This is a genomic window from Nocardia sp. NPDC058244 (genome assembly GCF_042882065.1).
Classification (GTDB): domain Bacteria; phylum Actinomycetota; class Actinomycetes; order Mycobacteriales; family Mycobacteriaceae; genus Nocardia.
Map to the genome: position 1 here is coordinate 493,245 of NZ_JBHVWX010000003.1, position 25,904 is coordinate 519,148.

The following is a 25,904-nucleotide window of genomic DNA, read 5'->3' on the forward strand; positions in this document are numbered from 1 at the left end:
GACACAGAGTCGGCGCGGATGGGAGACAATGCCGACATGACGATCACGGTGACGCGGTGAGCACCCGGCCCGGCCGCACCTACGGCGGCCTGGGCGCCGAGGAACGGGCCGCCGCCCGGCGGGCGAAGCTGCTCGATGCCGGGCTCGCGCTGTTCGGCACCGACGGCTACGCCGCGACGGGCGTCAAAGACCTGTGTCGCGAGGCCGGGCTCACCGACCGCTACTTCTACGAATCCTTCACCGGCACCAGGGAATTGTTCGCCGCGGTCTTCGACGGCGTCATCGACGAGCTGTACCGGTCGGTGGCGGCGGCCGTCGAAGCGACGCCTGCCCGGGGCACCGGCAAGCTGCGCGCGGGCATCGGCACCTACCTCACCGCCCTGGATCGCGATCCGCGCAAGCTCCGGATCGTCTTCGTCGAACCGGCGGGCGCGGGTGCCGAAGACCGGATGCGCGAGGCACTCTGGCGATTCGCCCGGCTGGTCGCGGCCACCGGCACCAGCGCCAGGCCCGAGGAGCACCCGCCCGCGGAGGTGATGGACATCTTCGCGCTCTCGGTGGTCGGAACGCTGGAGCGCGTCATCGTCGAGAAGCACAGCGGACGGCTGGACGTGCCGATCGCCGACCTGATCGACTACTGCGCCGCATTCGCCGCCACGTCGCTGCGGGCGATCTACAGCGGACGGATCGCCGTGCCCGGCACCGCGGGCTGAGCACGGTCGGCTCCGGCGACCGGGATCAGCCCGCCAGCCCCTCCGGATCGACCAGCAGCCGCTTGAGCACCTTGCCGGTCTCGCCTCGCGGCAACGCGTTGAGGAAGGTGACATCGCGCGGTACGGAGAAGCGGCTCAGGCGATTGCGCACGTAGGTGCGGACCATGTCCGAGTCGAGTCCCGAGCCCTCATGTTTGACCAGGAAGGCGGCCAGCCGCTGACCGAACTCGCGATCCGGCACGCCCACCACCGCGACATCGGTGACCTGCGGCAGATACGACAGCGCCTCCTCGACCGGGCGGGGGAAGACGTTCTCGCCACCGGAGATGATCATCTCGTCGTCGCGCCCGGCCACGAACAGTCGGCCCTCGGCGTCGAGATAGCCCAGGTCACCGGTGTCCAGCATGCCGTCGGACTCCTCCGGCGGCGCATCGCTGACATAGCCGTCGAACAGCATGTGGTTGCCGACGAAGATCCGCCCGATCATGCCGACCGGCACCGGCACGCGCTCGGGGTCGAGGACGGCGATGCGGGTGCCCAGCGGCGGGCGGCCCGCGGTGGTGGGGGCGGCCCGCAGCTCCTCGGGTCCGGCCACACTGGCCCAGGAGACCTCGGTCGACCCGTAGAGGTTGTAGAGCACGTCGCCGTAGTCGGCCAGGAAGCGGTCGACCGTGATCGCCGCCAGCGGAGCGCCGCAGCTGATCACGTGCCGCAGGCTGCTCAGGTCGTAGCGGGTGCGCACCGTCTCCGGGAGGTCGACCAGGCGCTGCACCATGGTCGGCACCGCGATGAGGGTCTGGACCCGGTGTTCGGCGATGCGGCGCAGGCAGTCCTCGGCGTCGAAACCCTGGGACAGCACCACGGTGGCGCGCACGGCGGTGCTCAGTTGCAGCGCGGACAGTCCCCAGGTGTGGAACAGCGGCGCGGGGATCATCATCGTGCTGCCGACGTGGATCGGAATCCGGGACAGCAGCGCGACGAGGGTGTCGAAGCCCTTCGCGTGCGGCCGGCGGGCGCCCTTGGGGGTGCCGCTGGTGCCCGAGGTGAGCACGATCTGCCTGCCGGGCACGGTCGGCACCGGGAACTTGGTGCGGCGCAACGCGATCAGGTCCTCGATGGTGGTCTGATCCGGGCGCACCGGCCGGTCGTCGGTGCAGAAGCGGGGCAGATCGCGGTGCAGGTACTGCACGAGGTGCGCCAGGTCGGTGTCGACGAACAGCGCGGAGAGGCGGTGCCGCTGCACGATCTCCTCGATGCGCCGTCCGGACAGGCCGGCGTTGAGCAGTGCCACGTCGACGCCGAGCTTGCCCGCGGCGACCATGGTTTCGACCATGCCGCAATGGTTTCCGGCCAGCAGGCCGACCGCGTCGCCCGCCCGCAGGCCGACCTCGTACATCGCGCCGGCCAGCGCTGTGGTGCGCTTGTCGGTCTCGGCGAAGGTCGCGGTACTGCCGTCGTCGAGCAGGGCGAGCTGGTCGGGGCTGTGCGCGGCGCCGGCGGCGTACCCGCCCGCCAGATTGAATCCCCACCGGTACAGCGAGCGCAGCTGCCGGGCCGAGGTCAGCGGCGGTGCGACCAGGCCCGAGTTCACCCACCACCGCGCGATTTCGGATCGGCGCCGGATCGGGGCCCGGTCGCCGTTGGCCACCACCGACGTCCGTGCTCCGCGGACCAGGTCGACCGCCCGGCGCAGGCCGTCCTTGACCCAGTTGACGATCGTGGCGTTGGTCGCGCCGCGCAGCGCCGGATGCAGGCGGGGCGCCGCGAAGACGGTGACACTCACCGAGGTGCGGTCGTCGGCGCCGGTGAGCCGGACCATGGCGAAGCTGCCGGTCTCCGGATTGTGCAGTTCGAAGCTCTCGTACCAGCGCCCGATCGTCAGCGCCAGGCCCACCGTCCGGACCCCGAGGGCGGCGTCGCCGACCCGGACCTGCCAGACGGTGCCGCCGTCGGGGTGCAGTATCCGCTCGCACCCGCCGATCCCGGTCCACAGGCGCGGGTAGCTCTGCGGTTCCAGCAGCACATCCCACAGCGGCCGGCGCGGGACGGCGAAGTCCACGGCCACATCGACGACGTCACTCGGCATTCGTTCGCGCTTCCGCAGGCCCGGCCACACTGCCGGGAAGTGCCTCGTCACCGCGGCCCCCGTGCCACGGCGGTGCCCGGTCGGCAGGCACTGCACCAGAACCCATGGTGGCGCGGCCCGCCGTGGGCGAACGAAAGATCTCCGGATTCTGGCGACCGAACGAAACGAGACCGGTCGCCATCGTGAGAAGAACCAAACTTTCCGGCCGGACCGACCGGTCAGCGCGGCTTGCTGGCCTCGATGAGAAAGCGCGTCGAATGGGCGACGAACGGGCCGTCGGCGCGGATCTGTTCGTGGAGTTCCCGCAGCCGATCCAGGTAGCGCTCCACGGTGAACCCGGGAACGATCCAGATGACCTTGCGCAGGAAGTAGATCACCGCGCCGATGTCACCGAACTCCATCCGCAGTCGCGCCGACCGCAGGTCGGTCACCTCGAGACCCGCGGCTTCGGCCTGCGCGCGGGCGGTATCCGGGTGCCGCCGCTCGCGCACGTCCCGAGGTTGCGGACCGAGGAAGAACTCGCAGAGCTCGAACACACTGGCCGGTCCGACATGCTGAGCGAGATAGGCACCGCCGGGTTCGAGGACCCGGGCGATCTCGGCCCAGTGCACGGTGACGGGATGACGGCTGACCACCAGATCGAAGGCCCCGTCCGCGAACGGCAGCGGCGGCTCGCCGTCGTCGGCGACGACCACCACGCCCCGAGGACGCAGCAACGCGGTCGCGACGGCGACATTCGGTGGCCACGCCTCCGTCGCCGCCATGACCGGGGGCAGTCGCGGCACCCCGGCCAGCACCTCACCGCCGCCGGTCTGCAGGTCCAGCCCCGCCGCGGCGGCCCCGAGCCGCTCCCCGATCAACCCCTGGTATCCCCACGGCGGCCGCTCCTCGGTGGCACGCCCGTCCAGCCAGGTGAAGTCCCAGCCGTCCACCGACACGGCCGCGGCCTCCGTCACCAAGTCGTCGAAGGTCGGGTGCACACCATGATCTTGCCCCACCGGCCGGTGGATCGATCGGTGCGGCGAGCCGCGGAGGGTTCGGATCGTGCCACCCAGCGGGACGGGGCGGGGGAAATTCGGCGGCGCGGCGGCATGCTGCTGACACTCTGGTCGAGACGTCCCCGCCAGTGGAGGTGCCGAATGGGTGCGATCGATCCCGAGCCGCCGGGTGCGGCGGAGTTCGCCGACGATCTGCTGCGGGTGGTCGAGTATTTCGACGGGTTCGCCGAGTCCGACGCCAATGCCGACACCGTGATCCGGGCGGCCGCGGTGCTGGCCGAGTGTCCGGCGGGTGCGCGGTGGCCGTCGGGGACCACGATCCGGTACGACGCGGCGGGGCGACTGCTGGCCGCCGCCGCACCGCCGCCCGCGGCGTTCGGTGTGGACCCGGTGGTGTGGCTGGAGCGGGCCGGGGACGCCCGCCCGCTCGACGCGGTGCTGGTGGCCCGGATGCGGCACTGCCTGCGGGTGACCTCGCGCCGGGGCGCCGCCGGGCCGACCGGGCTCGCCGATCCGGCCCTGCTCGAGGTGGTGCTCTCGGAGGAACAGCGGCGGGCCGACCGGGTGCGCGCGATGCGGCTGCTCGGCGTCGACCCGGCGCGGCCGCTGTGCCTGCTCGCGATCTCCGGTCCGGGCGCGGCGGACGCGGTGCGCATCATCGGTGCGCGCGTCCCGGTGGTCCGCTCGACGATCCTCGGCACCGTCACCGCCGTCCTCCTCCAGGACGGCAGCACCTGCCGGGAACTGTCCGATGTACTGAATGCCGCTGTCGTCCAAGCATTTCCGGCCTCGCGCCGGGGCGCCGACGGGCCCTGGGTGGGGATGGGCGAACGGCTGCCCGCGCTGGCGGCGGCCACCTCGTGGGAGCAGGCGCGCCGGGCGCTGCGATTCGCGTCCTCGACCTGGCACGGCCGCCGGGTGATCGCCTTCGAACGGCTCGGTTCACTCGCGCTGCTCGGCGAACTTCCGGTGCCGAAGCTGCTCGGCGCACCGGATGTGATGCGGCTCGACGAGTTCGCCGCGACCGAGGCCGGTGCGCTGGCCGTCGACACGCTCGAGGCGTTCTGCCTGTTCGGTTCGCTGCGCCGCACCGCGGACGAACTGCACCTGCACCACAGCACGGTCGCCGCGCGGATCGCGCAGGTCGAGGCGGCGATGGGCTGGGACGTCGGCGAATCGCTCGACCGGTTCATGGCCACGCTGGCGCTGATGATGCGGCGGATCGCCCTGTCCGCGGCCGAGCTGTCGCCCGACGGATCCGACGCGCGTCGGTCCGAGATGGACCATCCCGCGACAGGTGTCGGGTGATCTGGATCACTCCGGCGCGCGATGATCGGCGGGCACCGATGAGGCAACCGGGGAAACCCGGTGAACGAGAAGGAGTCCCGCCATGGCGGTCATCGATCCGACCAGCACCTGGGCGCCGCTGGAGCAGCGCCTGGCCGTCACCACGAACGAACGGCATCGCCAGGTGCTCGGCATCGTCATCGAGCACATGAAGGCCGAGGCCGCCCCCGACCTGGACGGGCTCATGCGGACCCTGGTGCCCGAACCCGCCTACCACTTCTGGAACGCGGGCCGGGATATCGGTCCGAAGGGGCGTGAGACCGTGCACACCTACTACTCCGACTTCGTCGCCAGTCGCAGCAATGTCCTCGAGTACGAGCTGGACCGGCTCGTCGTCGACGACGACTGCGTGGTGACCGAGGGCTTCCTGAAGCAGATCTACCCGGGCTCCTACGCCCTCCAGATCGGCATCCCCGTCGACGATCCCGACGCCGACTACCTGATCGTGTTCCGCCAGCTGCTGCTGTGGCCGATCGATGCCGAGGGCCGCATCGAGGGCGAGGACTCGTACCACTCCGGCCCGTCCGAGATCCGCAAACTGACCTTCGACGAATTGCCGCAGGAGTACATCGACCTCGTCCACCCGGGCGTGCGATGACGAACGGGAACCACGCGGACATCGCGACCATGCTGCTCGACCGGCTCGGCGATCAGCGCCTCGGTCTGCGCACCCGCGAGACCGACTGGACCTGGGACGCGGTCGTCCACGAGTCGGCCGCGCGCGCGGAACTGGCCCGGAGCCTGCGCCGCGACGGCCCGTTCCACCTCGGCGTGCTGCTCGACAATGTGCCCGATTTCGTCTTCTGGCTGGGCGCGGCGGCGCTGGCGGGCGCGACGGTCGCCGGGCTCAATCCCACCCGCGGCGACGCGCAACTGGCCGAGGACATCCGGTATGTCGACTGCCAGCTGATCGTCACCGACGCGGCGGGGATGGCGCGGCTGCGGCGGCTGGATCTGGACCTGACCGAGGACCGGTTCCTGCTGGTCGACAGCCCCGACTACGCCGCCCGCGTCGATGCCCATCGGGTCGAGCCGACAGCGGTGGGTGGACCCGCGGATCTGCTGCTGTTGCTGTTCACCTCCGGCACCACCGGAACCTCCAAGGCGGTGCGGTGCACCCAGCGCCGCCTCGCGGTGATCGCCGCCGCGGCGGCGGCGAAGTTCGGGCACATCCGCGACGACGTGGACTACTGCTGTATGCCGCTGTTCCACGGCAATGCCATCATGGCACTGTGGGCGCCCGCGCTGTCGGTCGGCGCGACGGTGTGCCTGACGCCGAAATTCTCGGCCTCGCAATTCCTTCCGGACGTGCGGTACTTCGGCGCGACCTTCTTCACCTACGTCGGCAAGGCTCTGGGCTACCTGCTCGCCACCCCCGAAACCGCGCAGGATGCGGACAATCCGCTGGTCCGCGGCTTCGGGACCGAGGCGTCGGTCGCCGACCAGGACGAGTTCCGGCGCCGCTTCGGCGCGGCACTGCACGAGGGCTACGGCTCCAGTGAGGGGCCGAGCCTGGCCGCACTGGATCCCGCCGCACCGCCCGCTGCGCTAGGCAGGCCCGCGCATCCCGGTGTCGCGGTGGTGGATCCGGAAACCCTGCGCGAGTGCGCGCGGGCCGAGCTCGACGAGTACGGCCGGGTCCGCAATCCCGACGAGGCGATCGGGGAGATGATCGACAAGGCGGGCGCGCTCGTCTTCGAGGGCTACTACAAGAACGAGGTCGCCGACGCCGACCGGATTCGCAACGGCTGGTACTGGACCGGCGACCTCGGCTACCTCGACACCGACGGATTCCTGTATTTCGCGGGGCGCAAAGGTGATTGGTTGCGGGTCGACGGCGAGAACACCTCGACGCTGCTGATCGAGCAGGTGCTGCGCAGGCACCCCGCCGTCATCGCCGCCGCGGTGTTCGGGGTGCCCGATCCCCGCTCGGGCGATCAGGTCATGGCCGCCGTCGAAGTCGCCGATCCGGACGGCTTCGATCTCGACGAGTTCACCGAGTTCCTCTGCGCCCAGGACGATCTCGGCAGCAAGGGCATGCCCCGATTCGTGCGGGTCTCGGCGAATCTGCCGGTGACCGGGTCGAACAAGATCCTCAAGCGCGAACTCCAGGAGCAGGCCTGGCGGACACAGGAGCCGGTGCACCGGTGGGCGGGTCGCGGCCGACCGCGGTACCGCCGCATGACCGACGCGGACCGACGTGACCTGGAATCGGAATTCGCTGCGCACGGCAGGCAGCGCATGCTGTGATCGCCCGCGGTAAATCACTGGCCCGCTGTGATTCAATGGCGAGGTGACGATGACAGCGCAGGGGTGGTGGCCGCGGTAGCGGCCATCATCGACTGTGCGTGCGGCCGCCCCCGGAGCGGCCGCATCCCGTCCTCGCGTCGGACTCGCGGTCCGCGCCGGTCGGCGGCCCCGACGAGAACGGGGTACCGGCAATGACTTCCGACCACACCAGCAACCAGCCGTTCGGCGGCTTCCTGGTCAGCTCCCGCGCACTGGGTGAGTACCGGGCGATGTTCGCCCTCACCGACGCGGACCTGCGCCGCCGCCTGCTGGACTGTCCCGGCGGCGCGGCCGGGTTCACCGCCGCGGTCCGGGGCCTCGGCGGCGACGTGACGGCCTGCGACCTCGCCTACGCGAACGGCGGCACCGCCGAGGTCGCCGCCACCGCGGCGGGCGAGGTCGTGCGCGGCAACGACTACGTTCGCGCCCATCCGGAGCAGTTCCGGTTCACGTACTTCGCCGGCCCGGGCGAACACCTCACGGTCCGGCAGCGCGCGGCCGAGCTGTTCGCCGCGCACAGCCGGACCGAACCGGACCGCTACGTCGCAGGCGCACTGCCCGGTCTGCCGTTCGGCGACAACGCCTTCGACCTCGTGCTCAGCTCGCATCTGCTGTTCAGCTACGCCGCCGACCTCGACTACGCGTTCCATCTCGCCGCGGTCCGCGAACTGCTCCGGGTGGGCACCGAGGCGCGGATCTTCCCGCTGGTTCCGATCGGAGCGGACGAACGCTACCGCGACCTCGACCGGCTGCTCGCGGATCTGCGCGAGCACGGGATCGAAGGGCGGATCGTCGATGTCGACTACGAGTTCCAGGCGGGCGCCCACCAGATGTTGCTGTGCCGCAAGCCTGCTCGGCCCTGAGTCGGGTCAGGCCTCGACGCGCACGACCGGCGGACCGGCGGTCCAGCCGCCGTCGACGGCCAGCTCGGCGCCGGTCGTGTACGAGGCGGCGTCGCTGAGCAGGTAGGTGACGGCACCGGCCAGTTCCTCGGGGCGACCGACCCGGCCCAGCGGCGCGTTCGGGAAGGCGCCGTCGGCGAGGACGATGCCGGTCGGCGCGGTCATCGGGGTGAGCACCATGCCGGGGTGCACCGAGTTCACCCGGATCCGGTCGCTCGCGAGCTCGATCGCGGCCACCTTGGTCAGCCCGCGCACGCCCCACTTGGCCGCGCCGTAGGCGCCCGTGTGCGCCAGGCCGACGAGTCCGGCGGCCGAGGAGATGTTGACGATGGAACCGCCGCCGGCCGCCCGCAGTGCGGGCACGACCGCGTGGATGCCCATGTTGACCGAGACCAGGTTCACCTGGATCACCCGCTGGAAGGTCTCCAGCGGCTCCTCGACCAGCGGGACGCCCGTGGCGGTCACCCCGGCGTTGTTGACCAGGCCGGTCAGCGAGCCGAACGCCTCGATCGCGGTGTCGACCGCGGTCTGCCACGCGGCCGGGTCGGTGACGTCGAGGTGCACGAAGCGGGCGCGCTCGCCCAGCTCCGCCGCGACGGCGGCGCCGTCGTCGTCCAGCAGGTCGCCGATCACGACACTGCCGCCCGCGGCGACGATGCCCTGCGCGAAGGCCGCGCCCAGACCGCGCGCACCACCGGTGACCAGCACTACCTTGCCCGAAAGATCCATCACAGTTCCTTTTCTTCTCGGATGCCGAAGACCGCGCCGCCGCCGAAGGCCGCGCGATGCGAGACCGGCTGTCCACCGTCGATGTCGGTGATGCCGTAGTCGAGCGCCGCCTCGGCGGTGATCACCGTGGCGCCGCTGCGGTCGCCGATCGCGGGGTCGGTCGCCAGCGCCAGCACGACCCGTCCGACGAATTCGGGCGTCTCCGCGCCCGCGATCGGGAAGCCCTCGATGTCCTCGACACCCAGGGCCAGTACCTGCTCGGTGCGCACGATCCCCGGCCACAGCGACAGCGTGCTGACACCGGTACCGCGCAGTTCCACCGCCATATCGGCGGCCATCTTGTCCAGGCCCGCCTTCGACATCCCGTACAGCACCGAGTGCAGGTAGCCGCGGGTACCGAAGGAGGAGATGTTGGCGATGACGCCGCGGCCGCGAGCGACCATGAGCCGCGCCGCCTCGACCGAGGCGACGTAGTGCGCGCGCAGGCCGACGCCGATCAGCGAGTCCCAGTCGCCGACCGGTCGCCGCCAGAACGGTTCGCTGAAACCGGCGAAGCCGTCGGGATTGGCCCAGACGTTGTTGACCAGCAGGTCGAGCCCGTCCTGTTCGGCCGCGATCCGGGCGAAGACGGCGGCGATCTGCGGGTCGTCGCGGTGATCGCAGTGCACGGCGATGCCGGTGCCACCGCGGGCGCTCACCTCGGCGGCCGCCACCTCCAGCGGCCCGCCGTCACCGGCGCTGCCCCGGCCGGTCAGATACACGGTCCATCCCGCGGCACCGAGTGCCAGCGCGATGCCTTTGCCGACGCCCCGGCTGGCGCCGGTCACCAGGGCGATCGGGGGCACGCCCGGCGTGTTCGCCGGGTCGTCGGGATGGGGTGTCGCGGTCATGTCGCTCACCGTAGGACCGGGTCCGCGCGGCTGCCTGCGCCCCTTCCCGCTCATCGGGAACGGCGTCGGGTCCGATTGCCTGGGGTTTCCTGGGTGCGGCCGGTGGGTAAGAAGTCTCCGATACCCGCTCGCGATTCCCGCGACGGGACGCGGCTTCCGCGACGGACACCACGGGAGAAACACAGTGTTTGGTTTGCTCGGCGGCCGGGGCCGCAAGACCACGATCGAGCAGTGCCCGGGTGCCGCCACCTCGGCCGGACTGCTGCAATCCGGTGATGTGGTCCTCACGCCGCGACGCAGCTTCCGGGTGATCAGCACGAGCTTCGCCGGTGGCGCCCAGCACGCCGGACGGGTGATCGCCGACACGATCGATCTCGTCAACGGGCGGCTCCGGGTGATCGAATTCCCCAGCGCCGAGACCGTGGTGACCGTCCGCGCGACGTAGCGGTTCCCGCCTTTCGGTGTCGCCCTGCCCGCACGCGGCCACGATCCACAGCATGATGGTGGGATGGCCGAGAGGGTGAGCGTATGCGCGCAGTGCTGATACTGATCGTCGTCGGGGTGATCGGACTCGTCGTCGGCGATCGCGTCGCAGTCGTGTTGGCGCAGAACGAGATCGGCCGCGCCGTCGCCGCCCGGTACGACCTCGCGCAGCCACCGGACGTCGAGATCGGCGGCGTCCCGTTCCTGACCCAGGCCATCGACGGCATCTACCGCGACATCGACATCCGGGTCGGCGACTGGAGTGGCGAGAACATCTCCGTCCGCGATCTCGATGTCGTGCTCACCGACGTCTCCGCGCCGCTCGCCGACATCGTGGGTAACCGCACCGCGAACCTCGTCGCCGCCACGGCGACCGCGACGGCCGTGGTTCCCTACGACGTCGTGCGGACCTTCGCGCCCTCGGGCGTGGAGTCGATCTCCGACAGTCCCGAGGGACTGCGCGTCACCGGCACCTTCCCGGTCGCCGGCCTCTCGGTCCCCGCGACCGTCTTCGTGACCGTCGCCCCCACCGACGCGGGCATCGAGGTCACCCCCGTCTCGGTCCAGTCCGCCCTCGGCGGCCCGACCGTCCCGCTGTCGCTGCTCCGCGGCCCCCTCACCTTCGTCGTTCCCCTCCAGGAACTGCCCCTCGGCGCCCGCCTCACCGCCATCCGCCCCGCCCCCGACGGCCTGCATGCCACCGCCGTCGCCCACGACGTCCATTTCACCGACCTCCCCTGAGCGATGCGATCGGCGAAAATACCCCGCGCATTGTTTTCGTTACGGAACCGATAGCTCGCGCCGCTGTACCCCCGGTCAGCTCGATCGACGGCCGGGCGCGCCGGACCGATATGCGGGGTATTTGAAACGATATGAATTCGCTTAATTCGGAAGACCGACTTATGGTCGATTGCGGCGCGTCTTCCACAGTGGGAAGACCGGAAGAGAAGCGCGTGCCGCAATCCCGTCAGGAGGGATCGTGAAATGACACCGTTGCTATTCGATGTGGATACGATGACCGCCGCACTGGAACTCGCGGTGAAGGCGCCGTCGGTGCACAACACGCAGCCGTGGCGCTGGCAGGTCGGCGACGGACGGGTCGAGCTGTACAGCGATCCCGCGCGGCAATTGCCGGTGGAAGATCCCGATGGACAGGCCATGGTCGTCAGTTGCGGCGCCGCCCTCCATCATTTGCGTGTGGCGCTCGCGGTCACCGGTTGGTCGGCGATTCCCGAATTCCTGCCCGACCCGGACGACCCGAATCATCTGGCCACCGTCACCGTCTCGCCGAGGCCGCCGTCGGATACCGATATCCAGCTCGCGGCCGCGATTCTGCTCCGGAAATCCGAGCGGCGCCGATTCGCGCCGTTGCCGTTGCCCGCGGGCGCCTTGCGCGCGCTGTCCTCGACCGTTGTCGAATTCGGCGCGGTCGCCCGGAATATCCCGGAACAGCTGTTGCCCCTGCTCGCCGAGCCGATGCGGGCCGCGGCGGCGCGGCACCGCGCCGACGCCGCGTATCTGCGCGAACTCGCGACCTGGAGCGGGCGCGCCGATCACGGGGACGGCGTGCCGTCGCACACGACGGTGCTGCCGAGGCACGACGACCCCCTCCCGCTCCGCGCCTTCCGCGACCCCGGTCTCGACGATCCCGGCGACGGCGCCGACCACGCCAGCTGGGTCGTGATCTGCACCGCGGCCGACGACCGCCGCGCCCGCCTGCGGGCGGGTGAGGCGACCAGCGCCCTGCTGCTCGGGGCCACCAGCCTGGGCTTGGCGACCTGCATCCAATCCGAACCGCTGGGCATCCCCGAACTCCGCGACGCGATCCGGCACTCCTTGCTGCACGACTGCGCGCATCCCCAAGTGGTGGTCCGCGTCGGCCGCCTGCACCACACCGCTCCCCCGGTCTCCGCGAGCCCGCGCCGTCCGCTGGCCGATGTGCTCGAACCCCCGACGCGCCGCGTCGCCTGACGCGAAAGTTCCACTCCCGGTTCATCTTCCGCGGCGCACCCGCACCACCGTGCCGCGCGGGTGCGCCGGAACGCCTCAGTCGACGGCGGTCCCCTCGAGCTCGACCAGCTGCCCGGGAATCGCCAGCCGGCTCACGCCGAGCATGGTGGTCGCCGGTGCCACCGCCGCCGCGCCCAGCCGGGCCGCCAGCACGCCGTAGTGCTGGAACAGCAGGTCCACGTCGGTGGTGTAGACGTTGAGCCGGACGAGATTGGCCAGCGACATGTCCGCCTCGGCGAGCACGGCCTCCAGGTTGTCCAGGCTCAGGGCCAGCTGCGCGGCCAGGTCCCCCCCGTGCCGGGGCGTCCCGTCGCCGCTCATCGCGGTCTGCCCGGAGCAGTACAGGGTGCGCGTGTGCCCGGTGACGAGTTCGCCCTGGTTGAATCCCATCGCCACCGACCAGGTCACCGGGTTGACCGCGGTTCGTTCCAGTCCCACTTCAGCTCCATTCGATTCGTCGTAGTCCGGCGTCCGCGACGCCGTGGGACAACCCTCGCAAGTAATCACGACATCCTCTGTCGTGTATTCGGTAGAGTTCTCGGATGCGCGCAGACCGGTTGGTGTCGCTGGTGTTGTTGCTGCGCCAGCGCGGCAGGCTGACCGCGACCGAGCTCGCCACCGAGCTGGAGGTGTCCACCCGCACGGTCCTGCGCGACATCGAGGCGCTCTCGGCGGCCGGTGTGCCGGTCTACGCCGAACGCGGCAGACACGGCGGCTTCGCGCTGCTCCCCGGGTTCCGGACCGAGCTCACCGGGGTGAACCACGACGAGGCGCTGGCCCTGCTGATCGCCGGATCACGCCGTGGCGCACAGGCTTTCGGTCTCGGTTCGGCGCTGTCCTCGGCCATGCTCAAGGTGGTCGACGCGCTGCCCGACACCCACCGCACCACCGCGGCCGACGTCGCCGAACGGCTGCTCATCGACCCGGCGACGGATCTGCTCTCGCGTCCGGCGGTCGACGACGAGGTCCCCGGCGACATCGCGGCCGCGATCCGCCGCGCGGTGTTCGCCGGGCACAAGCTGCGCATCCACTACGCCGCGGTCGGCCAGGCACCGAGCTGGCGGACGGTGGACCCGATCGGGATCGTCATGGTGCGTGACCACGGCTATCTGCTGGCCACGAGATCCGGGGCGGACCGCACCTATCGGCTGTCCCGGGTGCTGGCGGCCGAGGAGTTGCCCGAACCGGCACAGCGGCCCGACCGGGTCGATCTGGACCGGGCCTGGCAGGAACGCAGCGCCCGCTTCCGCATCGGCGGCGACCAGCTCGCCGTGCTGGTCCGGGTCCGGCCCGCGCGGCGCGAGGAGCTGGTGCGCACCGCACTGGCCGTCCACTCCGAGGAACCCGACGACGAGTGGCTCCGGCTGGCGGTGACCTTCCAGGATTCCCGGCACGCCGAATGGGCGCTGTGGCAGCTCGGCATCGACGCGGAAGCGCTGGCTCCGTCGTCGCTGCGCGCGTCCCTGCGGGATCGCGCGATCGCCGTCGCCGCCCGATACGCGCCGACGCCGGTTCCGGAACCCGACGACAAGGATGCCGGGTGACGGCGGTAGCAGCCCGGCACACGGTGCGTGGTTCATCCGTTTCGGGTGAAGCGAGGCGGTACACGTCTGCCTAACGTCGGCGGCGAGGGGCCGATGCTGTCGACGGAAGAGGTCGGGCATGACTGCACCGCAGTACATTCGTGGCGGTTTTCCCAGCCCGGACGCTGTCCGCCGCGCCTATGACGAACTCGATTACCAGCGGGCGCTGGCGATGTACCGGTTCTTCTTCCCCACCGTCTCGCTCGAGGCGACGTGGCGGGAGAATCTCGCGGCGGGAGCGGTGCCGAATCGGGTGATGGTGCTGCTGGTCGGCAGCCCCGATCAGTACGTCTTCACCGCCAATTCCGACACGCCCTACGCCGGGCTCACCATCGATCTGTCGGCCGGGCCGATGGTCATCGAGGTGCCGCCCGGCACGCTCATGGGCACGGCGAACGACCTCAACCAGCTCTGGGTGCTCGACCTGGGGCTGCCCGGACCGGCGGGGGCCGAGGGCGGCAAGCACCTGCTGCTGCCGCCCGGCTACGACGAGCCGGTGCCGGAGGGCTATTTCACCGGCACCGCGACGACGAACCGGGTGCTCGTCCTCGTCCGCGCGCTGCCGCACGGCGCCGAGGTCGACCCCGCGATCGCGCTCATCCAGCAGGTGCGGGTGTATCCGCTGGGTGCCGACGCCGAGTCGAATCCGCTGGAGTGGGTGGATCTTTCGGAGCAGAAGGGGCTGGACTTCACCCCGGTGCGGTGGGAGGAGACGCTCGACTACTGGCGAATCCTGCACGAGATCCTGAACTCCGAGCCGCCCAACCCCGACTATCGCTACCAGTACGGCGAACTCGCGACGCTCGGGATCGCGCGCGACCTCCCGTTCGTGCCCGATCGGCGGATGACGGCCATTCTCACCGACGCGGCCCGGCGAGGACACTTGCACCTGTGCGTGCAATCGTTCGCCGATCGCAGGCCGGATCGGCAGGTGTGGCCGGACAGCCGCTGGGAGTGGGCCGTCCTGCGCTCGGAGAACGGAACCTTCGACGCCGCGGGCTACACCGATCTGTACGCGCGCGAGAAGTGGTTCTACCAGGCCCAGATCGAGTCACCGGCGATGTTCGCGCGTACTCCCGGCGCGGGCTCGCTGTACTGGCTCGGGCTGCGCGACTCCGCCGGGGCCTATCTCGAGGGCGCCGGCTACTACAGCCTCACTGTCCCGCAACCGGTTCCGGCGACCCTGTTCTGGTCGATCACCGCCTACGACGCGCGTACCCGCAGCGAACTGCGCTCGCCGCTGAACCGGCCCGCGCTGCGCTCCCTGTACGAGCTGGCCGACATCGACACCGCCGAGCCGCTGACCCTCTACTTCGGGCCGACGCCGCCGCCGAACACCCCGATCGACCGATGGATCCAAACCACCCCCGGCACCGGCTGGTTCACCTATTTCCGGATCTACGGCCCCGACGGCCCGGCATTCGGTGGCACCTGGCAGCTGCCGGATTTCCGGCGCCACGGCTGACCGATCGTCAGCGGGCCCGCAGCGTCACCACGGTGATGTCCGGCGGCGCGCCGACGCGCACCGGCGGACCCCACGCGCCGACACCGCGGGTGGTGTACATCTGCATGTCGCCGATGCGGCTCGCGCCGGCGACGGTGCCGTTGATCCAGCCGACCGGGTACCTCAGCGGCCACATCTGACCGCCGTGGGTGTGTCCCGACAGCTGCAGGTCGACGCCGCGTTCGCTCGCCCCGGTGCCCTGCAGGGGCTGGTGGGCGATCAGCACCGTGAACCGGCCCGGCTGCTGTCCGGCCAGGGCGGCGTCGACATCGGGCGCCGGATCGGTGGCGTCGAAGTCGTAGACCCCGGCGATGTCGATGGCGCCGTCACCGACGGTCAGCGGGACGTGGCTGTTGCGCAGGGTGGTGAGCCCGAGGGTGTCGTAGTAGTCGAGCCAGTTGTCCGGACGGTCCACGTACCCTTCGTGATTGCCCGCGACAACGAACTTCCCGTACTTCGCGCGCAGCCCCGCGAGCGGGTCGATATCGGGGCCGACATACGCGACCGAACCGTCGAGCAGGTCGCCGGGCAGCACGATCACATCGGGCTGCTGGGCATTGACCAGGTCGACCACCCGCTGGGTGAAGCCGGCGCCACGGGCCGCGCCGACGTGGATGTCGGCGACGACCGCCACCCGCAGCCCGTCGACCGAGCGGGGCAGGTCGGCGAAGGACAGCTCGGTCTCGACCACCCGCAGGTCGTTCGCCTCGGTGACGCCGTAGGCGACCGTCCCGAGCGAGGCCACCACCAGCACCGCCGAGGCCACCTGGGTCAGCCCACGACGGTGCTGGAACTTCAGCAGCCGGGCCACCGCGAGCACCACGCCGAGCACGAGCAGCCCGATCAGCAGGTAGAAGATGACCGCGAACCAGACCTCACCCCACCACACGATCGGCCGCACCGGCTCCGGCGAGTAGACGTTGCCCGCGCCGACCGCGACAACCGGCGGAATCCACAGGATCACCAGCAGGACCGCGAGCGCCCGGCGCGCGGCGCGCCCGAGTCCGGTGGCGACGCCGAATCGCCGGTACAGCAGCCAGTGCACGAGCCCGAGGAGCGCACCGACCAGCAATATCTGGAACATCGGCGTATCTTCCCATCACCGCCCGGTCGCGCGGAGATACGCCTGCCCCCGCGGCGAGATCTCGTAGCCGACCTCCAGGCTGCGGGTGAGACCGAGATTCTTCAGCTTGCGGACATCGAGCTTCAGCGATTCCCGGTCCCGGCCGAGCAGATCCGCGAGGTCACCGGCCCGCCGGCCAGGATGGGCCACGATGACGTCGAGGACCGCGGCCGTCCACGGCCCCCGTCGGCTGGCCCGGTCCAACCGCGCCAGTGCCGCCGTGATCTCGGCCACCTCGTGCGCGTCCGGATCGGTACGGCCGCTCAGCGCGATCCGGTCGTCGGGACCGAGAAAGCGGACCGCGATCCGGAAGACGGGATAGTGCGCCGCGCCGCGAAAGGCCGCCAGCACGGCGTCGGCGTCCGCCTCGCCCGCCGCGCGCGCGTCCGCGTCGGTGATGGCACCGGCTTCGACCTGGTCCACCGCGGTGATCTCGACGGTGCCCGCCGAGGTGCGCAGCGTGCCACCGGCGCGTACCCGGGGCCGGGCCCAGCGACGGAACACCTGGGTCACGTCGCCGGACGCGATCCCGCGCGCGACGCGATCGGTGAGCATCATGGTGGCACCGACCCTACCCGCGCCCGCCGGAGCACCCCGGCGATGCGGGCACAATGGAGGGCGATGAAAACCTGGCAGCTCGACCCCAACGCCGACGACGGCCCGCCCGGGAACGGAGCGCACGCCACCGTCGAGGACATCCGCGATCTGCGCGAACAGTTCGTCGACTTCATGCTCGGCTACAAGTTCGCGATCGACGAGATCACCACCAAGATCAACATCCTGCGCGAGGACTTCAACAACACCCACGAGTACAACCCGATCGAGCACGTCGGCTCCCGGCTCAAGTCGCCGGAGAGCGTGCTGGAGAAGGTGCAGCGCAAGAACTACGCGATGAACCTGGCCGCGATCAGGGAGAACGTGCTCGATATCGCCGGGGTGCGGGTGGTGTGCAGCTTCATCTCCGATATCGGCACGATCCGGGACATGCTGGCCGGTCAGGAGGACATCACCGTCCTCGAGGAGCGCGACTACATCACCAACCGCAAGCCGAACGGCTACCAGAGCCTGCACCTGATCGTCTCGATCCCGGTGTTCCGCTCCGACCGCACCCAGCGGGTGCCGGTCGAGATCCAGATCCGCACCATCGCGATGGACTTCTGGGCCAGCCTCGAGCACAAGATCTACTACAAGTACCGGGGCGAGGTGCCGCCGAACCTGCGCAGCGACCTCGCGCAGGCCGCCGAGGTGGCGACCCAGCTGGACGAGAAGATGGAGGCCCTGCACCGGCAGATCGACCGCACGCCGCGCCCGCCGACCAGCCCGATCGAGTCCCTCGACCTCAGCGTCCTCTACAACGCCTTCACCGCGGGGGCACCGCGCGCCTGAGCGCGCCGGATGGCTAGGACATCATCGCCAGCAGACCCAGATCCCGCGCGAGCGCGCCGTCCTGGCCGAGCGCGGTGAAGTCGGCCTCGACGTCGGCGCGCGCGAGCCGGCCCGCGCGCACCGCCCGGTAGCGCACATACGACCAGAGGAACACGTCGAGGTTGTCGAAGCGGGTGCCGCCCTCGAGCACCTCCTCCTCGTGGAACCACACCGCGATCTGGCCGGTGGTGAGCACGACGTAGAGATTGCCGCCGCCGTCGGCGCCGACGGAGAACACGTCGTCGTCGGTGAGCGCGGTGGTGTAGTCCGCGTCGAGGATGCCGCAGTCGTTGGCGGCGAAATCGAAGGCGTAGGACCAGTCGAAGATGTCGAGGAACTGCGGGAGCCGCCCGGAGCGGACGCGGCGGTCGAAGGCGGCGAGCGCGGCCGCGTCGGCGGGCGCGAGCCGGTCGAGAAACGGTGCGGCCGAACGGGTTCCGCCGGGGACGACGACGGGTTCGGCGTCCGGGAACCAGCGGGCGAGATCGGCGTCGAGGTCGCGTTCGGTGTAGCCGAGCAGATCGGCGGGAGAAAGCGTCACGCCGGACAGTGTAGGAACACCCTCCGACATCGGCGCGCTGGTCGTCAGGCCGGTTGCAGCACGCGCATGATCGGGTCGTAGGCCCAGTTCAGCAGGCGCTCGGCGTCTTCCTTCGCGGCGACGCTGCTGTGCGGCGAGCTGTGCAGCACCACGCCGATCACCGGGATGCCCGCCCGGACCGTCTCGAACAGCAGGCAGTGGCCCGCCGCGTCGGTGTTGCCGGTCTTGATGCCGATGGTGCCGGGGTATTCCCGCAGCAGCCGGTTGGTCGTCTCCCAGCGGTGCTCGCGGTTCCCCGGGCCGGCGGGCACGAAATAGTCGCGCGCGGCGACGATCTCACGGAACACCGGCAGGCTCATCGCGCGCACGCCCATCGCGACGAGGTCCACCGGGGTCGAATGCGTGGAGTCGTCGGTGGGGTTCGGGAGGCCGCTGGGATCGGTGAATTGTGTTCCCGCCAAGCCCAACAGGCGCGCGGTGTCGTTCATCTTGGCGATGAACGCGTCCTGTCCCGGCCCGAAGGACTCGGCGACCGCGTAGGCGGCGTCGCAGCCCGACGGCAGCATCAGCCCGTACAGGAGCTGGCGGGCGGTGAGCACCTCGCCGGGTGCCAGGCCCGCGGTGCTCCCGTTGTGCCTGGCGCAGTAGGCGAACGCCTCGTTCGGCACCGTCACGGGCCGTTCGAGATCGTTGCCCGCGATCACGACGATGGCCGTCATCACCTTGGTGATGCTGGCGATCGGGACCGGGGTGTGCGCGTTGCGCGACCACACCACGGTTCCGGTGAGCCCGTCGGCCAGCGCGGCCCCGGTGGCCTGCACTCCCTCCGGACCGACGGTCCAGGGCAGCTGGTCGAGCGCGGCGCTGCCCGACGGCGCGGCGCCCGCGACCCCGTGACCAGCGGCGACGACCAGAACTCCGGCGACAACAGCGTGCAACATCCCGGCAAATGTCCGCATGGCGACATTCTGTCCCACAACCGTGCCGAGTCGTGGGATTTGACCACCGCTTGTTCGCGGCCGCCGGATCCACCGGTCGCGACACCCCGTAACGGTTGACTGTCCGGGCGCCGGGCTGCACTGTTGATAGCACTGAGCGTCGCGCGTGTCGGTGGTTCCACAGGATCGGCCCTGGTCACAGGGAGTATCAGCGAGCTACTCGGAAACGGGAAGGACGCGATGACGATGAGCGGTCGCCGGAATCGACGGAATCGAGAGATTCGCGAGGTTCGAGAGATCCACGCTCGGCCATCGCACCAGATCGCCAAGTTCCTCCTGTCGACGCTGATGCTGGTCTGGTTCGGGCTCGGGTTGCTGGCGGCGTCGCAACGCCAGTACTTCGCGAACCCGCCGACCGACTGCGGCGGGCTGGGCACGATCGCCGTCACCGTCCTCGCCGGACCATTCAACTATCTGGGTGCCAATCCCCGGATCTCCGCGTGCAATCTGCCGCAGCCGAGTCAGTGATCGCGGTCGGCGTAGGGTCGAGCGGGTCGAACCCGAGGAGGACCCGAGCATGAGCGCGTCGCCGAGCAAGCGCACCCCGAGCCGCTGGGACGAGCTCACCGCCGCCGACCCGGCGCATTCGAGCTGGTACGTGGAGCGTTTCCGCAACCTCGCGGCCGCGGGCGAGGACATCGTCGGTGAGGCACGCCTGATCGACGCGATGCTCGGGCGCGGGCGACGGGTGCTCGACGCGGGCTGCGGGGCGGGCCGGATCGGTGGCTACCTGCACGAGGCCGGGCACACCGTGGTCGGCGTCGACGGCGATCCGGTGCTGATCGAGGCGGCGCGCGCGGATCATCCCGGCCCGACCTGGCTGGTCGGTGACCTCGCCGAACTGGATCTGCCCACCCGCGACTTCGACGTGATCGTGTGCGCGGGCAATGTGATGACCTTCCTCGCGCCGGCCACCCGGTCGGCGGTGCTGACGGCCTTCGCCCGGCATCGCGGTCCGGGTGGCCGGGTGGTCGTCGGATTCGGCGCCGACCGGGGCTACGCGTTCACCGAATTCCTGGCCGATGCCGAATCCGCCGGTCTCACCGTCGATCTGCTGCTCTCGACCTGGGATCTGCGGCCGTTCGCCGACGACTCGGACTTCCTGGTCGCCGTGTTCTCCTGAACGCGCGGTCCGGCGTCGGCTGGGACCACGCAGGGCCGCGACACCGGCTAGCCTCGTGGCATGCCCGACCCCGAGGTCCCGCCGCCCCCGCGCAACGGTGTCGGACTGCTGGCGCTGGTACTCGGCATCGTCGCGTTCGTGCTCTCGTTCATCCCCTTCGCCGGTGAATTCCTCGCGGCGCCGACCGCCGTGGCGGCGGTGACGGCAGCGTTCTTCGGGTGGGACCGGATCGAACGCGGCGAGGCCGACAATCGCGCCGACACCCTGGTCGGCGGGGTGCTCGGCGCCCTCGCCCTGGGACTGACCCTGCTCATCTACCTGGCGACCCAGTCCGGCTGAGGTGTTCCTACCCGCGCACCACCGCGCGGGCCGCGGCGCGCGCGGCGACCAGGATGGGGTCCCAGACCGGGGAGAACGGCGGCGCGTAGCCGAGATCGAGCGAGATCACCTGTTCCACCGTCATCCGCGCGGTGAGCGCGACGGCCGCGGTGTCGATGCGCTTGGCGGCGCCGTCGCGGCCGACGATCTGCACGCCGAGCAGCCGGCCGGTGCGGCGTTCGGCGAGCATCTTCACCGTCATCGGGGCGGCGCCGGGGAAATAGCCGGCGCGGCCGGTGGATTCGATGGTGACGGCGTGGAACTGCAACCCCGCGCGTTCGGCGTCCTTCTCGCGCAGGCCGGTGCGCGCCACCTCCAGATCGCACACCCGGCTGATCGCGGTACCGACGACACCGGGAAAAGTGGCGTAGCCGCCGCCGACACCGGATCCGATGACCTGGCCGTGCTTGTTGGCGTGGGTGCCCAGCGGCACATAGCGCGACGTCCCCGACACCAGATCGAGCACCTCGACGCAATCCCCGCCCGCCCAGATCTCGTCGTATCCGCGCACCCGCTGCGCCAGGTCGGTGAGCAGACCGCCGGATTCGCCCAGGGGCAGCCCGGCGCGGCGCGCGAGCTCGGTGGCCGGGCGCACGCCGATCCCGAGGACCACCACGTCGGCCGGATACTCGGCGTCGGCGGTCGCCACCGCGCGGACCCGGCCGTCCGCGCCGGTCGGCAGCCCGGTGACCTCGGCGTCGGGCACGACCCGGATGCCCATCCCCTCCATGGCTTTCCGCACCAGCGCGCCCATATCGGGATCGAGCGAGGACATCGGCTCGGCACCCCGGGTGACCATGGTGACCCGGAATCCGCGCACCACCAGCGCCTCGGCCATCTCGACGCCGATGTACCCGGCGCCGACGACCACCGCTTCACGCCCCGGCGCCGCCGCCAGCCCGTCGATGAGGGCCTGCCCGTCGTCGAGGGTCTGCACGCCGAACACACCGTCGGCATCGATTCCGGGCAGCGGCGGCCGCACGGGTGTCGCGCCGGTCGCCAGCACGAGGTCGTCGTAGTCGGTCCAGGATTCCGCGCCGGTGCCGAGATCACGCGCGCGCACCCGGCGACCGGCCGGATCGATTTCGATCGCCTCGGTCCGCAGGCGCAGGTCGATCCCGCGATCGCGGTGTTCGGCGGGCGTGCGGGCGATCAGGTCGTCGACCTCGCCGACGTCCCCGCTCACCCAGTAGGGGATGCCGCACGCCGAATACGAAGCGTGATACCCCTTCTCGAACACCACGATCTCGAGCTCGTCGACACCACGCAGTCTGCGGGCCTGCGACGCGGCGGCCATTCCCGTCGCGTCGCCACCGATGACCACCACACGTTCGCCCATGGCGTCCACGGTACGGGCGCGCCGTGCGGTGATCGGGATTCACACCATCTCGGGCACCCGCAGGTGCGCGAATCCCAGCCGGAACTCCGCCACGTCGACGATGCGCGCGCCCGTGACCCGGGTCGCCATCGCCCTGATCCGGTCCGCGTGCTCACGGCTGCTGTCGAGCTCCTCGCGACTCGCCCAGACGGTCGAGCCGACGCCACGGCCGGTGGCCCGGTCCACGAACAGGCTGGCGCTGCGGAAGCCGTCGAGCTTCTCGAATTCCGGCAGCAGTTGTGCCTTGAACGTCTCGATCGCGCCGTCGATCGCCGACGGATCGACCTGCACCCACGTGCACCGGGTGCACGCGTTCGCGCCGGCCAGGTGATCGCGGTGCATGACCGCCACTTCCCATTCCTCGACCTTGTCCACCGGCCCGTTCAGCGCCTGGGCCAGGCCGTCTCGCCACATCTGGACGCGCGGCCTGCTGGCCTGCATCATCTCCTCGGATTCCCACGCGGTCGTCGCGATACAGCGTCCTGTCGCCCTGTCCACCATCAGCGACAGACCGACCCAGCCCTCGACTTCGGGCAGATTCCGCATGATGTCGTTGCGGAGGTATGCGATCCCGCCGTCGATCGACGACGGCTGAGCCGCGATTGTGCTTGAACGTGCGTACACGAGCCACCTCCTACCTGGGTAAAGGCGGCGCCCCGGTGGGCACCACCGGACATACCCACTGTCCTCCACGCCCACCCTCCGCACAATGCCCTTTTTCCGCCATATTGGGGTAGGCGCAGGTATTGACAGCGGCGGAATCCGGAGAAGACTGGATACATACCGGAACACCGGAAAATAGCCGCGCAGCCGACGGAGACGTCTGTCGACAGTGGTGACTGATTCCCAGGCTCCGGCCCAGGCCCCCGGCAAGCCGATCGGGTACCAGAACAGTCAGCGACGACTGAGGTTCGTGGTGACGATCGAGGCTACCGGGGACTGTTCTGTCCGGGGTCTTCCGGCGCTGCCGCGCACCGTGTCCGATCGCCAGCGCGCCACCGTAAACAAACCGTAAGGCGTTTCCGGCAAGGTAGTTTTCGACAGCGAAGCACCGCTGACGACAACCACCGAAGGGACACCATCATGGGCAGCATCGCAGTACACGAGTTCATCGCGCTCGACGGCATGTACGACGACCCGTCGTTCACCGTCGCCTACGGATTCGATCCGAAGATGGGCGAAACCCTCGGCGCGATCACCGGCGACGCCACCGCGATCCTGCTCGGCCGCAACACCTTCGAGATGTTCGCCCCCGCGTGGTCGACCCGCACGGTCGAGGACGACCCGGGTGCCCCGTTCTTCAACGAGACCACCAAGTACATCGTCGGATCGCAGGAGCCCAAGGAGGAGTGGGCCAACAGCGTGCGTCTGGGCGGCTACGACGCCGACGTGATCCGCAAGCTCAAGGACGAGACCGAGGGCACCATCTACATCAGCGGCAGCGGCACGCTGGTCCGCGCGCTGCTGCGCGACGGCCTGGTCGACCACCTGCACCTGTTCGTGTACCCCATCGCGCTCGGCACCGGCGAGCGGTTCTTCGTCGACGGCGAACAGACCCCCCTCGCGCTGCTCTCGACCGACGTCTACGACAACGGCGTCGTCCACCTCGACTACGGCCCGGCCGCGAGCTGAGCTCGCCTGTCGGCGGCGGTGTGCCGGGGGTCTCGCCCCCGGTCCCCCCGATCGGTAGCCGCCGAGGAGGTTTTGTTCGTAAAGTTCATGGGTATGACCACGCCTCTGCCGGACACCCGCGCTCTCGCCGGTGACCTTTCCCTGTCCACCGTCCGGCTCGCGCGGCGTCTGCGCGGCAGGCGCGCCGATCCGCACATCTCCCTGACGCAGCTCTCGGCACTGTCCACGCTGGCCAGGGAGGGCGCGATGACACCGGGCACGCTGGCGGGCCGGGAATGCGTGCAGCCGCCGTCGATGACCCGCGTCATCGCCTCGCTCACCGATATGAACCTGGTGGAGCGGTCCCCGCATCCGACCGACGGCCGTCAGATCATCATCGCCGCTTCACAATCCGGCCTGGCCCTGCTCTCCGACGAGGCCCAGGCCCGCGAGGAGTGGCTGACCGAGCAGCTGTCCAAGCTCTCCGACGAGGACCTCACCGTGCTCACCCATGCGGTCGCGATCATGACGGCGATCGTCAACCAGCCGACCACCCTCGCCGGCTGACGCTACCGCTGGGCGTGGGTCAGCGCTGGCGCCAGCTCAGCGGACCGGGCAGGTCGACGCTGTTCTTCCTGGTGCGCGAGTTCCAGGTCCACGGGCCGATCTTGATGCTCCACGAGGAGAGGCCGGATTCGGTGAAGTTGAATTTCAGCGGGCCGAACGACTTGCGCTGACGGAATCTGATGGGCATGTGCAGCCTTCCTGAGATCGGTTCCAGGATAACCGATCCCGGTGGCTCGTACGGACCTCGCGAGCCCGCCACCGGCGCTCGCTACGCTGGCACCTGCCCGCGCACGGACGTGCGCGGCGGATCGACCCGCGAGGAGGACAGCGCCATGTGGCCGACCGAGTGGCCCACACCGGCCCGCGCGATCGCGACCGCGATCGAGGCCGCCCTGCTCGCCGCGCAGGCCGCCGACGAGCCCGGATTCGGCGCCGCGACCGGCGATCTCGCCGAACTGCCCGCCGATCAGGTGAGCGCGGTGCTCGCGGCGGTGGTGCGGGAACTGCTCGAGATCGCCCATCCGGACGGTCTCACCGGCGACGATGTCCGCGCGGTCCTCGAGGCGGTGGTACGGCGGTCGGTGGTCTGGCTGCCGCGCCTGGACCCGGCCGCTGTCGTCGGCGCGCTGACCGGCGCGCTGGGCATCGACGAGGGCGAGGACCGCCCGCCGACCGACCCCCGGCCCGCGGCGATCCTGCTGATCGACCACCTCGCCACCACCGCACGGGTGCCCGCCCGGGAGTCCGTGCTGCGCGCCATCACCGAGATCGCCAGGGCCGAGATCGTCGAGATGCCCTGAGCGCCGCACCGGGAGTCCGCCGCGCGTCGAATTCACAGCTCACGCACACCCACACCCCACCGCGTCCCCAGTTTCGAGGACGAGGGTTCTCCCTATCGGTTCAGCACACCGCTGACCGCCGACCCACTCCCCCGGGTCGAACGACAGGAGGAATCCGCATGAGCATCAAGTCGACACTGGCCAAGACCGCGGTCGCCGGCACCCTCGCCGTCGGGGTGGCGGGTGCGGCGGCGGGCGTCGCGAGTGCCGATCCGGGTGGCCACGACCAGCCGCGACCGGAGGCCCAGCAGGAACACCGCCCCCAGCAGGAACACCGCCCCGAACACCGCGACCAGGTGCCCCAGCACGGCTTCTGGTTCTTCGGCACCTGGGTTCCCCTGCCCTGATCCGGGGAAGTAGGCGTAGAGGCGGTCCTTGCTCCCGCCG

The 25,904-nt window shown here is 70.5% G+C and carries 30 protein-coding genes; 18 read left to right on the forward strand and 12 right to left on the reverse strand.

What is annotated here, in order from left to right; all coding sequences use genetic code 11:
* Nucleotides 1-56: 56 nt before the first annotated feature.
* Nucleotides 57-713 (forward strand): TetR/AcrR family transcriptional regulator, encoded by a 657-nt coding sequence (locus ACFVW6_RS11985; protein WP_378831712.1) that lies wholly within the window; start codon nucleotides 57-59, stop codon nucleotides 711-713.
* Between the two features lie 25 nt (nucleotides 714-738).
* On the opposite strand, the gene ACFVW6_RS11990 is transcribed toward ACFVW6_RS11985, so the two are convergent.
* Together ACFVW6_RS11990 and ACFVW6_RS11995 are read right to left on the reverse strand one after the other, a co-directional pair.
* Entirely contained in the window at nucleotides 739-2,799 is a 2,061-nt protein-coding gene (locus ACFVW6_RS11990) for an AMP-binding protein (protein ID WP_378831714.1), read from the reverse strand.
* Nucleotides 2,800-3,017: 218 nt separating this feature from the next.
* Complete coding sequence (locus ACFVW6_RS11995; RefSeq protein ID WP_378831717.1) at nucleotides 3,018-3,779, reverse strand: class I SAM-dependent methyltransferase; 762 nt, start codon at nucleotides 3,777-3,779, stop codon at nucleotides 3,018-3,020.
* Between the two features lie 159 nt (nucleotides 3,780-3,938).
* Here ACFVW6_RS11995 and ACFVW6_RS12000 point away from each other — a divergent pair, with 159 nt between their 5' ends.
* From ACFVW6_RS12000 to ACFVW6_RS12015, 4 genes are all read left to right on the forward strand, one after another.
* Complete coding sequence (locus ACFVW6_RS12000) at nucleotides 3,939-5,105, forward strand: PucR family transcriptional regulator (RefSeq protein ID WP_378831719.1); 1,167 nt, start codon at nucleotides 3,939-3,941, stop codon at nucleotides 5,103-5,105.
* A gap of 82 nt (nucleotides 5,106-5,187) precedes the next feature.
* Nucleotides 5,188-5,742, forward strand: a complete 555-nt coding sequence (locus ACFVW6_RS12005; RefSeq protein ID WP_355282520.1) for a nuclear transport factor 2 family protein — start codon at nucleotides 5,188-5,190, stop codon at nucleotides 5,740-5,742.
* Nucleotides 5,739-7,394 (forward strand): AMP-binding protein, encoded by a 1,656-nt coding sequence (locus ACFVW6_RS12010; RefSeq protein ID WP_378831721.1) that lies wholly within the window; start codon nucleotides 5,739-5,741, stop codon nucleotides 7,392-7,394. The genes ACFVW6_RS12005 and ACFVW6_RS12010 overlap by 4 nt, the downstream gene beginning before the upstream one ends.
* A gap of 191 nt (nucleotides 7,395-7,585) precedes the next feature.
* Nucleotides 7,586-8,296 carry a hypothetical protein gene (locus ACFVW6_RS12015; protein ID WP_378831724.1) on the forward strand — a complete coding sequence of 237 codons (711 nt, stop codon included), beginning with the start codon at nucleotides 7,586-7,588 and terminating at the stop codon, nucleotides 8,294-8,296.
* A 6-nt stretch (nucleotides 8,297-8,302) separates the two neighbouring features.
* Here ACFVW6_RS12015 and ACFVW6_RS12020 read toward each other — a convergent pair whose 3' ends face one another.
* Entirely contained in the window at nucleotides 8,303-9,064 is a 762-nt protein-coding gene (locus ACFVW6_RS12020) for a glucose 1-dehydrogenase (RefSeq protein WP_355282512.1), read from the reverse strand.
* A complete protein-coding gene (locus tag ACFVW6_RS12025) occupies nucleotides 9,064-9,954 on the reverse strand; it encodes an SDR family NAD(P)-dependent oxidoreductase (protein ID WP_378831727.1) in 891 nt (296 codons plus the stop codon). Before ACFVW6_RS12025 ends, ACFVW6_RS12020 begins: the two co-directional genes overlap by 1 nt.
* Before the next feature lie 184 nt (nucleotides 9,955-10,138).
* Here ACFVW6_RS12025 and ACFVW6_RS12030 point away from each other — a divergent pair, with 184 nt between their 5' ends.
* The 3 genes from ACFVW6_RS12030 to ACFVW6_RS12040 all read left to right on the forward strand — a co-directional run bounded on the left by ACFVW6_RS12030 (nucleotide 10,139) and on the right by ACFVW6_RS12040 (nucleotide 12,408).
* Nucleotides 10,139-10,399 carry a hypothetical protein gene (locus ACFVW6_RS12030; protein WP_378831729.1) on the forward strand — a complete coding sequence of 87 codons (261 nt, stop codon included), beginning with the start codon at nucleotides 10,139-10,141 and terminating at the stop codon, nucleotides 10,397-10,399.
* Between the two features lie 83 nt (nucleotides 10,400-10,482).
* Complete coding sequence (locus ACFVW6_RS12035) at nucleotides 10,483-11,178, forward strand: DUF2993 domain-containing protein (RefSeq protein WP_378831732.1); 696 nt, start codon at nucleotides 10,483-10,485, stop codon at nucleotides 11,176-11,178.
* A gap of 273 nt (nucleotides 11,179-11,451) precedes the next feature.
* Nucleotides 11,452-12,408 (forward strand): Acg family FMN-binding oxidoreductase, encoded by a 957-nt coding sequence (locus ACFVW6_RS12040; protein ID WP_378831734.1) that lies wholly within the window; start codon nucleotides 11,452-11,454, stop codon nucleotides 12,406-12,408.
* 75 nt (nucleotides 12,409-12,483) lie between these two features.
* On the opposite strand, the gene ACFVW6_RS12045 is transcribed toward ACFVW6_RS12040, so the two are convergent.
* Nucleotides 12,484-12,879, reverse strand: a complete 396-nt coding sequence (locus tag ACFVW6_RS12045; RefSeq protein ID WP_378832098.1) for a RidA family protein — start codon at nucleotides 12,877-12,879, stop codon at nucleotides 12,484-12,486.
* Nucleotides 12,880-12,989: 110 nt separating this feature from the next.
* Between ACFVW6_RS12045 and ACFVW6_RS12050 the strand changes: the two genes are divergently transcribed.
* On the forward strand, nucleotides 12,990-13,991 hold the full coding sequence (locus ACFVW6_RS12050) for a helix-turn-helix transcriptional regulator (RefSeq protein WP_378831737.1): 1,002 nt from the start codon (nucleotides 12,990-12,992) through the stop codon (nucleotides 13,989-13,991).
* Nucleotides 13,992-14,109: 118 nt separating this feature from the next.
* Nucleotides 14,110-15,495, forward strand: coding sequence for a DUF1214 domain-containing protein (locus tag ACFVW6_RS12055; RefSeq protein ID WP_378831739.1), 1,386 nt, complete (start codon nucleotides 14,110-14,112; stop codon nucleotides 15,493-15,495).
* A gap of 7 nt (nucleotides 15,496-15,502) precedes the next feature.
* Here ACFVW6_RS12055 and ACFVW6_RS12060 read toward each other — a convergent pair whose 3' ends face one another.
* Together ACFVW6_RS12060 and ACFVW6_RS12065 are read right to left on the reverse strand one after the other, a co-directional pair.
* Entirely contained in the window at nucleotides 15,503-16,618 is a 1,116-nt protein-coding gene (locus ACFVW6_RS12060; RefSeq protein WP_378831741.1) for a metallophosphoesterase, read from the reverse strand.
* Nucleotides 16,619-16,633: 15 nt separating this feature from the next.
* Nucleotides 16,634-17,215, reverse strand: coding sequence for a hypothetical protein (locus ACFVW6_RS12065; protein WP_378831744.1), 582 nt, complete (start codon nucleotides 17,213-17,215; stop codon nucleotides 16,634-16,636).
* A 63-nt stretch (nucleotides 17,216-17,278) separates the two neighbouring features.
* Between ACFVW6_RS12065 and ACFVW6_RS12070 the strand changes: the two genes are divergently transcribed.
* The gene (locus tag ACFVW6_RS12070; protein WP_355282489.1) at nucleotides 17,279-18,043 is read left to right on the forward strand and encodes a GTP pyrophosphokinase family protein; all 765 of its coding nucleotides are present in this window, start codon (nucleotides 17,279-17,281) and stop codon (nucleotides 18,041-18,043) included.
* A gap of 13 nt (nucleotides 18,044-18,056) precedes the next feature.
* Here the strand turns inward: ACFVW6_RS12070 and ACFVW6_RS12075 are convergent, their stop codons facing one another.
* Nucleotides 18,057-18,623: a hypothetical protein gene (locus ACFVW6_RS12075; RefSeq protein WP_378831747.1), complete on the reverse strand. Its 567-nt coding sequence runs from the start codon at nucleotides 18,621-18,623 to the stop codon at nucleotides 18,057-18,059.
* A 44-nt stretch (nucleotides 18,624-18,667) separates the two neighbouring features.
* Nucleotides 18,668-19,564 carry a D-alanyl-D-alanine carboxypeptidase gene (locus ACFVW6_RS12080; RefSeq protein ID WP_355282483.1) on the reverse strand — a complete coding sequence of 299 codons (897 nt, stop codon included), beginning with the start codon at nucleotides 19,562-19,564 and terminating at the stop codon, nucleotides 18,668-18,670.
* Nucleotides 19,565-19,807: 243 nt separating this feature from the next.
* On the opposite strand from ACFVW6_RS12080, the gene ACFVW6_RS12085 reads away from it, so the two are divergent.
* The 3 genes from ACFVW6_RS12085 to ACFVW6_RS12095 are packed head-to-tail and all read left to right on the forward strand — an operon-like array spanning nucleotide 19,808 to nucleotide 21,083.
* Complete coding sequence (locus tag ACFVW6_RS12085; RefSeq protein ID WP_355282481.1) at nucleotides 19,808-20,089, forward strand: hypothetical protein; 282 nt, start codon at nucleotides 19,808-19,810, stop codon at nucleotides 20,087-20,089.
* A gap of 49 nt (nucleotides 20,090-20,138) precedes the next feature.
* Nucleotides 20,139-20,744: a class I SAM-dependent methyltransferase gene (locus tag ACFVW6_RS12090; RefSeq protein ID WP_355282478.1), complete on the forward strand. Its 606-nt coding sequence runs from the start codon at nucleotides 20,139-20,141 to the stop codon at nucleotides 20,742-20,744.
* Nucleotides 20,745-20,804: 60 nt separating this feature from the next.
* Nucleotides 20,805-21,083, forward strand: a complete 279-nt coding sequence (locus ACFVW6_RS12095; protein WP_365014103.1) for a hypothetical protein — start codon at nucleotides 20,805-20,807, stop codon at nucleotides 21,081-21,083.
* Between the two features lie 7 nt (nucleotides 21,084-21,090).
* Here ACFVW6_RS12095 and ACFVW6_RS12100 read toward each other — a convergent pair whose 3' ends face one another.
* Complete coding sequence (locus tag ACFVW6_RS12100; protein WP_378831751.1) at nucleotides 21,091-22,461, reverse strand: FAD-dependent oxidoreductase; 1,371 nt, start codon at nucleotides 22,459-22,461, stop codon at nucleotides 21,091-21,093.
* A gap of 39 nt (nucleotides 22,462-22,500) precedes the next feature.
* Nucleotides 22,501-23,124, reverse strand: coding sequence for a hypothetical protein (locus ACFVW6_RS12105; protein WP_378831754.1), 624 nt, complete (start codon nucleotides 23,122-23,124; stop codon nucleotides 22,501-22,503).
* Nucleotides 23,125-23,583: 459 nt separating this feature from the next.
* On the opposite strand from ACFVW6_RS12105, the gene ACFVW6_RS12110 reads away from it, so the two are divergent.
* Entirely contained in the window at nucleotides 23,584-24,132 is a 549-nt protein-coding gene (locus ACFVW6_RS12110; RefSeq protein ID WP_378831756.1) for a dihydrofolate reductase family protein, read from the forward strand.
* A gap of 93 nt (nucleotides 24,133-24,225) precedes the next feature.
* On the forward strand, nucleotides 24,226-24,678 hold the full coding sequence (locus tag ACFVW6_RS12115; RefSeq protein ID WP_355282463.1) for a MarR family transcriptional regulator: 453 nt from the start codon (nucleotides 24,226-24,228) through the stop codon (nucleotides 24,676-24,678).
* Nucleotides 24,679-24,697: 19 nt separating this feature from the next.
* On the opposite strand, the gene ACFVW6_RS12120 is transcribed toward ACFVW6_RS12115, so the two are convergent.
* Nucleotides 24,698-24,865: a DUF4236 domain-containing protein gene (locus tag ACFVW6_RS12120; RefSeq protein WP_218721039.1), complete on the reverse strand. Its 168-nt coding sequence runs from the start codon at nucleotides 24,863-24,865 to the stop codon at nucleotides 24,698-24,700.
* A gap of 145 nt (nucleotides 24,866-25,010) precedes the next feature.
* On the opposite strand from ACFVW6_RS12120, the gene ACFVW6_RS12125 reads away from it, so the two are divergent.
* Both ACFVW6_RS12125 and ACFVW6_RS12130 read left to right on the forward strand, forming a co-directional pair.
* A complete protein-coding gene (locus ACFVW6_RS12125; protein ID WP_378831760.1) occupies nucleotides 25,011-25,478 on the forward strand; it encodes a hypothetical protein in 468 nt (155 codons plus the stop codon).
* 158 nt (nucleotides 25,479-25,636) lie between these two features.
* A complete protein-coding gene (locus tag ACFVW6_RS12130) occupies nucleotides 25,637-25,864 on the forward strand; it encodes a hypothetical protein (protein ID WP_378831762.1) in 228 nt (75 codons plus the stop codon).
* The last annotated feature ends 40 nt before the right edge of the window (nucleotides 25,865-25,904 follow it).

What these genes read in the sequence shown, in the direction of transcription:
- ACFVW6_RS12070 (WP_355282489.1), top strand. Translation starts at nt 17,279, where the DNA reads ATGAAAACCTGGCAGCTCGACCCCAACGCCGACGACGGCCCGCCCGGG.
- ACFVW6_RS12035 (WP_378831732.1), top strand. Translation starts at nt 10,483, where the DNA reads ATGCGCGCAGTGCTGATACTGATCGTCGTCGGGGTGATCGGACTCGTC.
- ACFVW6_RS12120 (WP_218721039.1), bottom strand. Translation starts at nt 24,865, where the DNA reads ATGCCCATCAGATTCCGTCAGCGCAAGTCGTTCGGCCCGCTGAAATTC.
- ACFVW6_RS12100 (WP_378831751.1), bottom strand. Translation starts at nt 22,461, where the DNA reads ATGGGCGAACGTGTGGTGGTCATCGGTGGCGACGCGACGGGAATGGCC.
- ACFVW6_RS12065 (WP_378831744.1), bottom strand. Translation starts at nt 17,215, where the DNA reads ATGATGCTCACCGATCGCGTCGCGCGCGGGATCGCGTCCGGCGACGTG.
- ACFVW6_RS12085 (WP_355282481.1), top strand. Translation starts at nt 19,808, where the DNA reads ATGAGCGGTCGCCGGAATCGACGGAATCGAGAGATTCGCGAGGTTCGA.
- ACFVW6_RS12000 (WP_378831719.1), top strand. Translation starts at nt 3,939, where the DNA reads ATGGGTGCGATCGATCCCGAGCCGCCGGGTGCGGCGGAGTTCGCCGAC.
- ACFVW6_RS12020 (WP_355282512.1), bottom strand. Translation starts at nt 9,064, where the DNA reads ATGGATCTTTCGGGCAAGGTAGTGCTGGTCACCGGTGGTGCGCGCGGT.
- ACFVW6_RS12060 (WP_378831741.1), bottom strand. Translation starts at nt 16,618, where the DNA reads ATGTTCCAGATATTGCTGGTCGGTGCGCTCCTCGGGCTCGTGCACTGG.
- ACFVW6_RS12090 (WP_355282478.1), top strand. Translation starts at nt 20,139, where the DNA reads ATGAGCGCGTCGCCGAGCAAGCGCACCCCGAGCCGCTGGGACGAGCTC.
- ACFVW6_RS12125 (WP_378831760.1), top strand. Translation starts at nt 25,011, where the DNA reads ATGTGGCCGACCGAGTGGCCCACACCGGCCCGCGCGATCGCGACCGCG.
- ACFVW6_RS12050 (WP_378831737.1), top strand. Translation starts at nt 12,990, where the DNA reads ATGCGCGCAGACCGGTTGGTGTCGCTGGTGTTGTTGCTGCGCCAGCGC.
- ACFVW6_RS12095 (WP_365014103.1), top strand. Translation starts at nt 20,805, where the DNA reads ATGCCCGACCCCGAGGTCCCGCCGCCCCCGCGCAACGGTGTCGGACTG.
- ACFVW6_RS12055 (WP_378831739.1), top strand. Translation starts at nt 14,110, where the DNA reads ATGACTGCACCGCAGTACATTCGTGGCGGTTTTCCCAGCCCGGACGCT.
- ACFVW6_RS12025 (WP_378831727.1), bottom strand. Translation starts at nt 9,954, where the DNA reads ATGACCGCGACACCCCATCCCGACGACCCGGCGAACACGCCGGGCGTG.
- ACFVW6_RS12005 (WP_355282520.1), top strand. Translation starts at nt 5,188, where the DNA reads ATGGCGGTCATCGATCCGACCAGCACCTGGGCGCCGCTGGAGCAGCGC.
- ACFVW6_RS12115 (WP_355282463.1), top strand. Translation starts at nt 24,226, where the DNA reads ATGACCACGCCTCTGCCGGACACCCGCGCTCTCGCCGGTGACCTTTCC.
- ACFVW6_RS12080 (WP_355282483.1), bottom strand. Translation starts at nt 19,564, where the DNA reads ATGTTGCACGCTGTTGTCGCCGGAGTTCTGGTCGTCGCCGCTGGTCAC.
- ACFVW6_RS12015 (WP_378831724.1), top strand. Translation starts at nt 7,586, where the DNA reads ATGACTTCCGACCACACCAGCAACCAGCCGTTCGGCGGCTTCCTGGTC.
- ACFVW6_RS12010 (WP_378831721.1), top strand. Translation starts at nt 5,739, where the DNA reads ATGACGAACGGGAACCACGCGGACATCGCGACCATGCTGCTCGACCGG.
- ACFVW6_RS12110 (WP_378831756.1), top strand. Translation starts at nt 23,584, where the DNA reads ATGGGCAGCATCGCAGTACACGAGTTCATCGCGCTCGACGGCATGTAC.
- ACFVW6_RS12040 (WP_378831734.1), top strand. Translation starts at nt 11,452, where the DNA reads ATGACCGCCGCACTGGAACTCGCGGTGAAGGCGCCGTCGGTGCACAAC.
- ACFVW6_RS11990 (WP_378831714.1), bottom strand. Translation starts at nt 2,799, where the DNA reads ATGCCGAGTGACGTCGTCGATGTGGCCGTGGACTTCGCCGTCCCGCGC.
- ACFVW6_RS12130 (WP_378831762.1), top strand. Translation starts at nt 25,637, where the DNA reads ATGAGCATCAAGTCGACACTGGCCAAGACCGCGGTCGCCGGCACCCTC.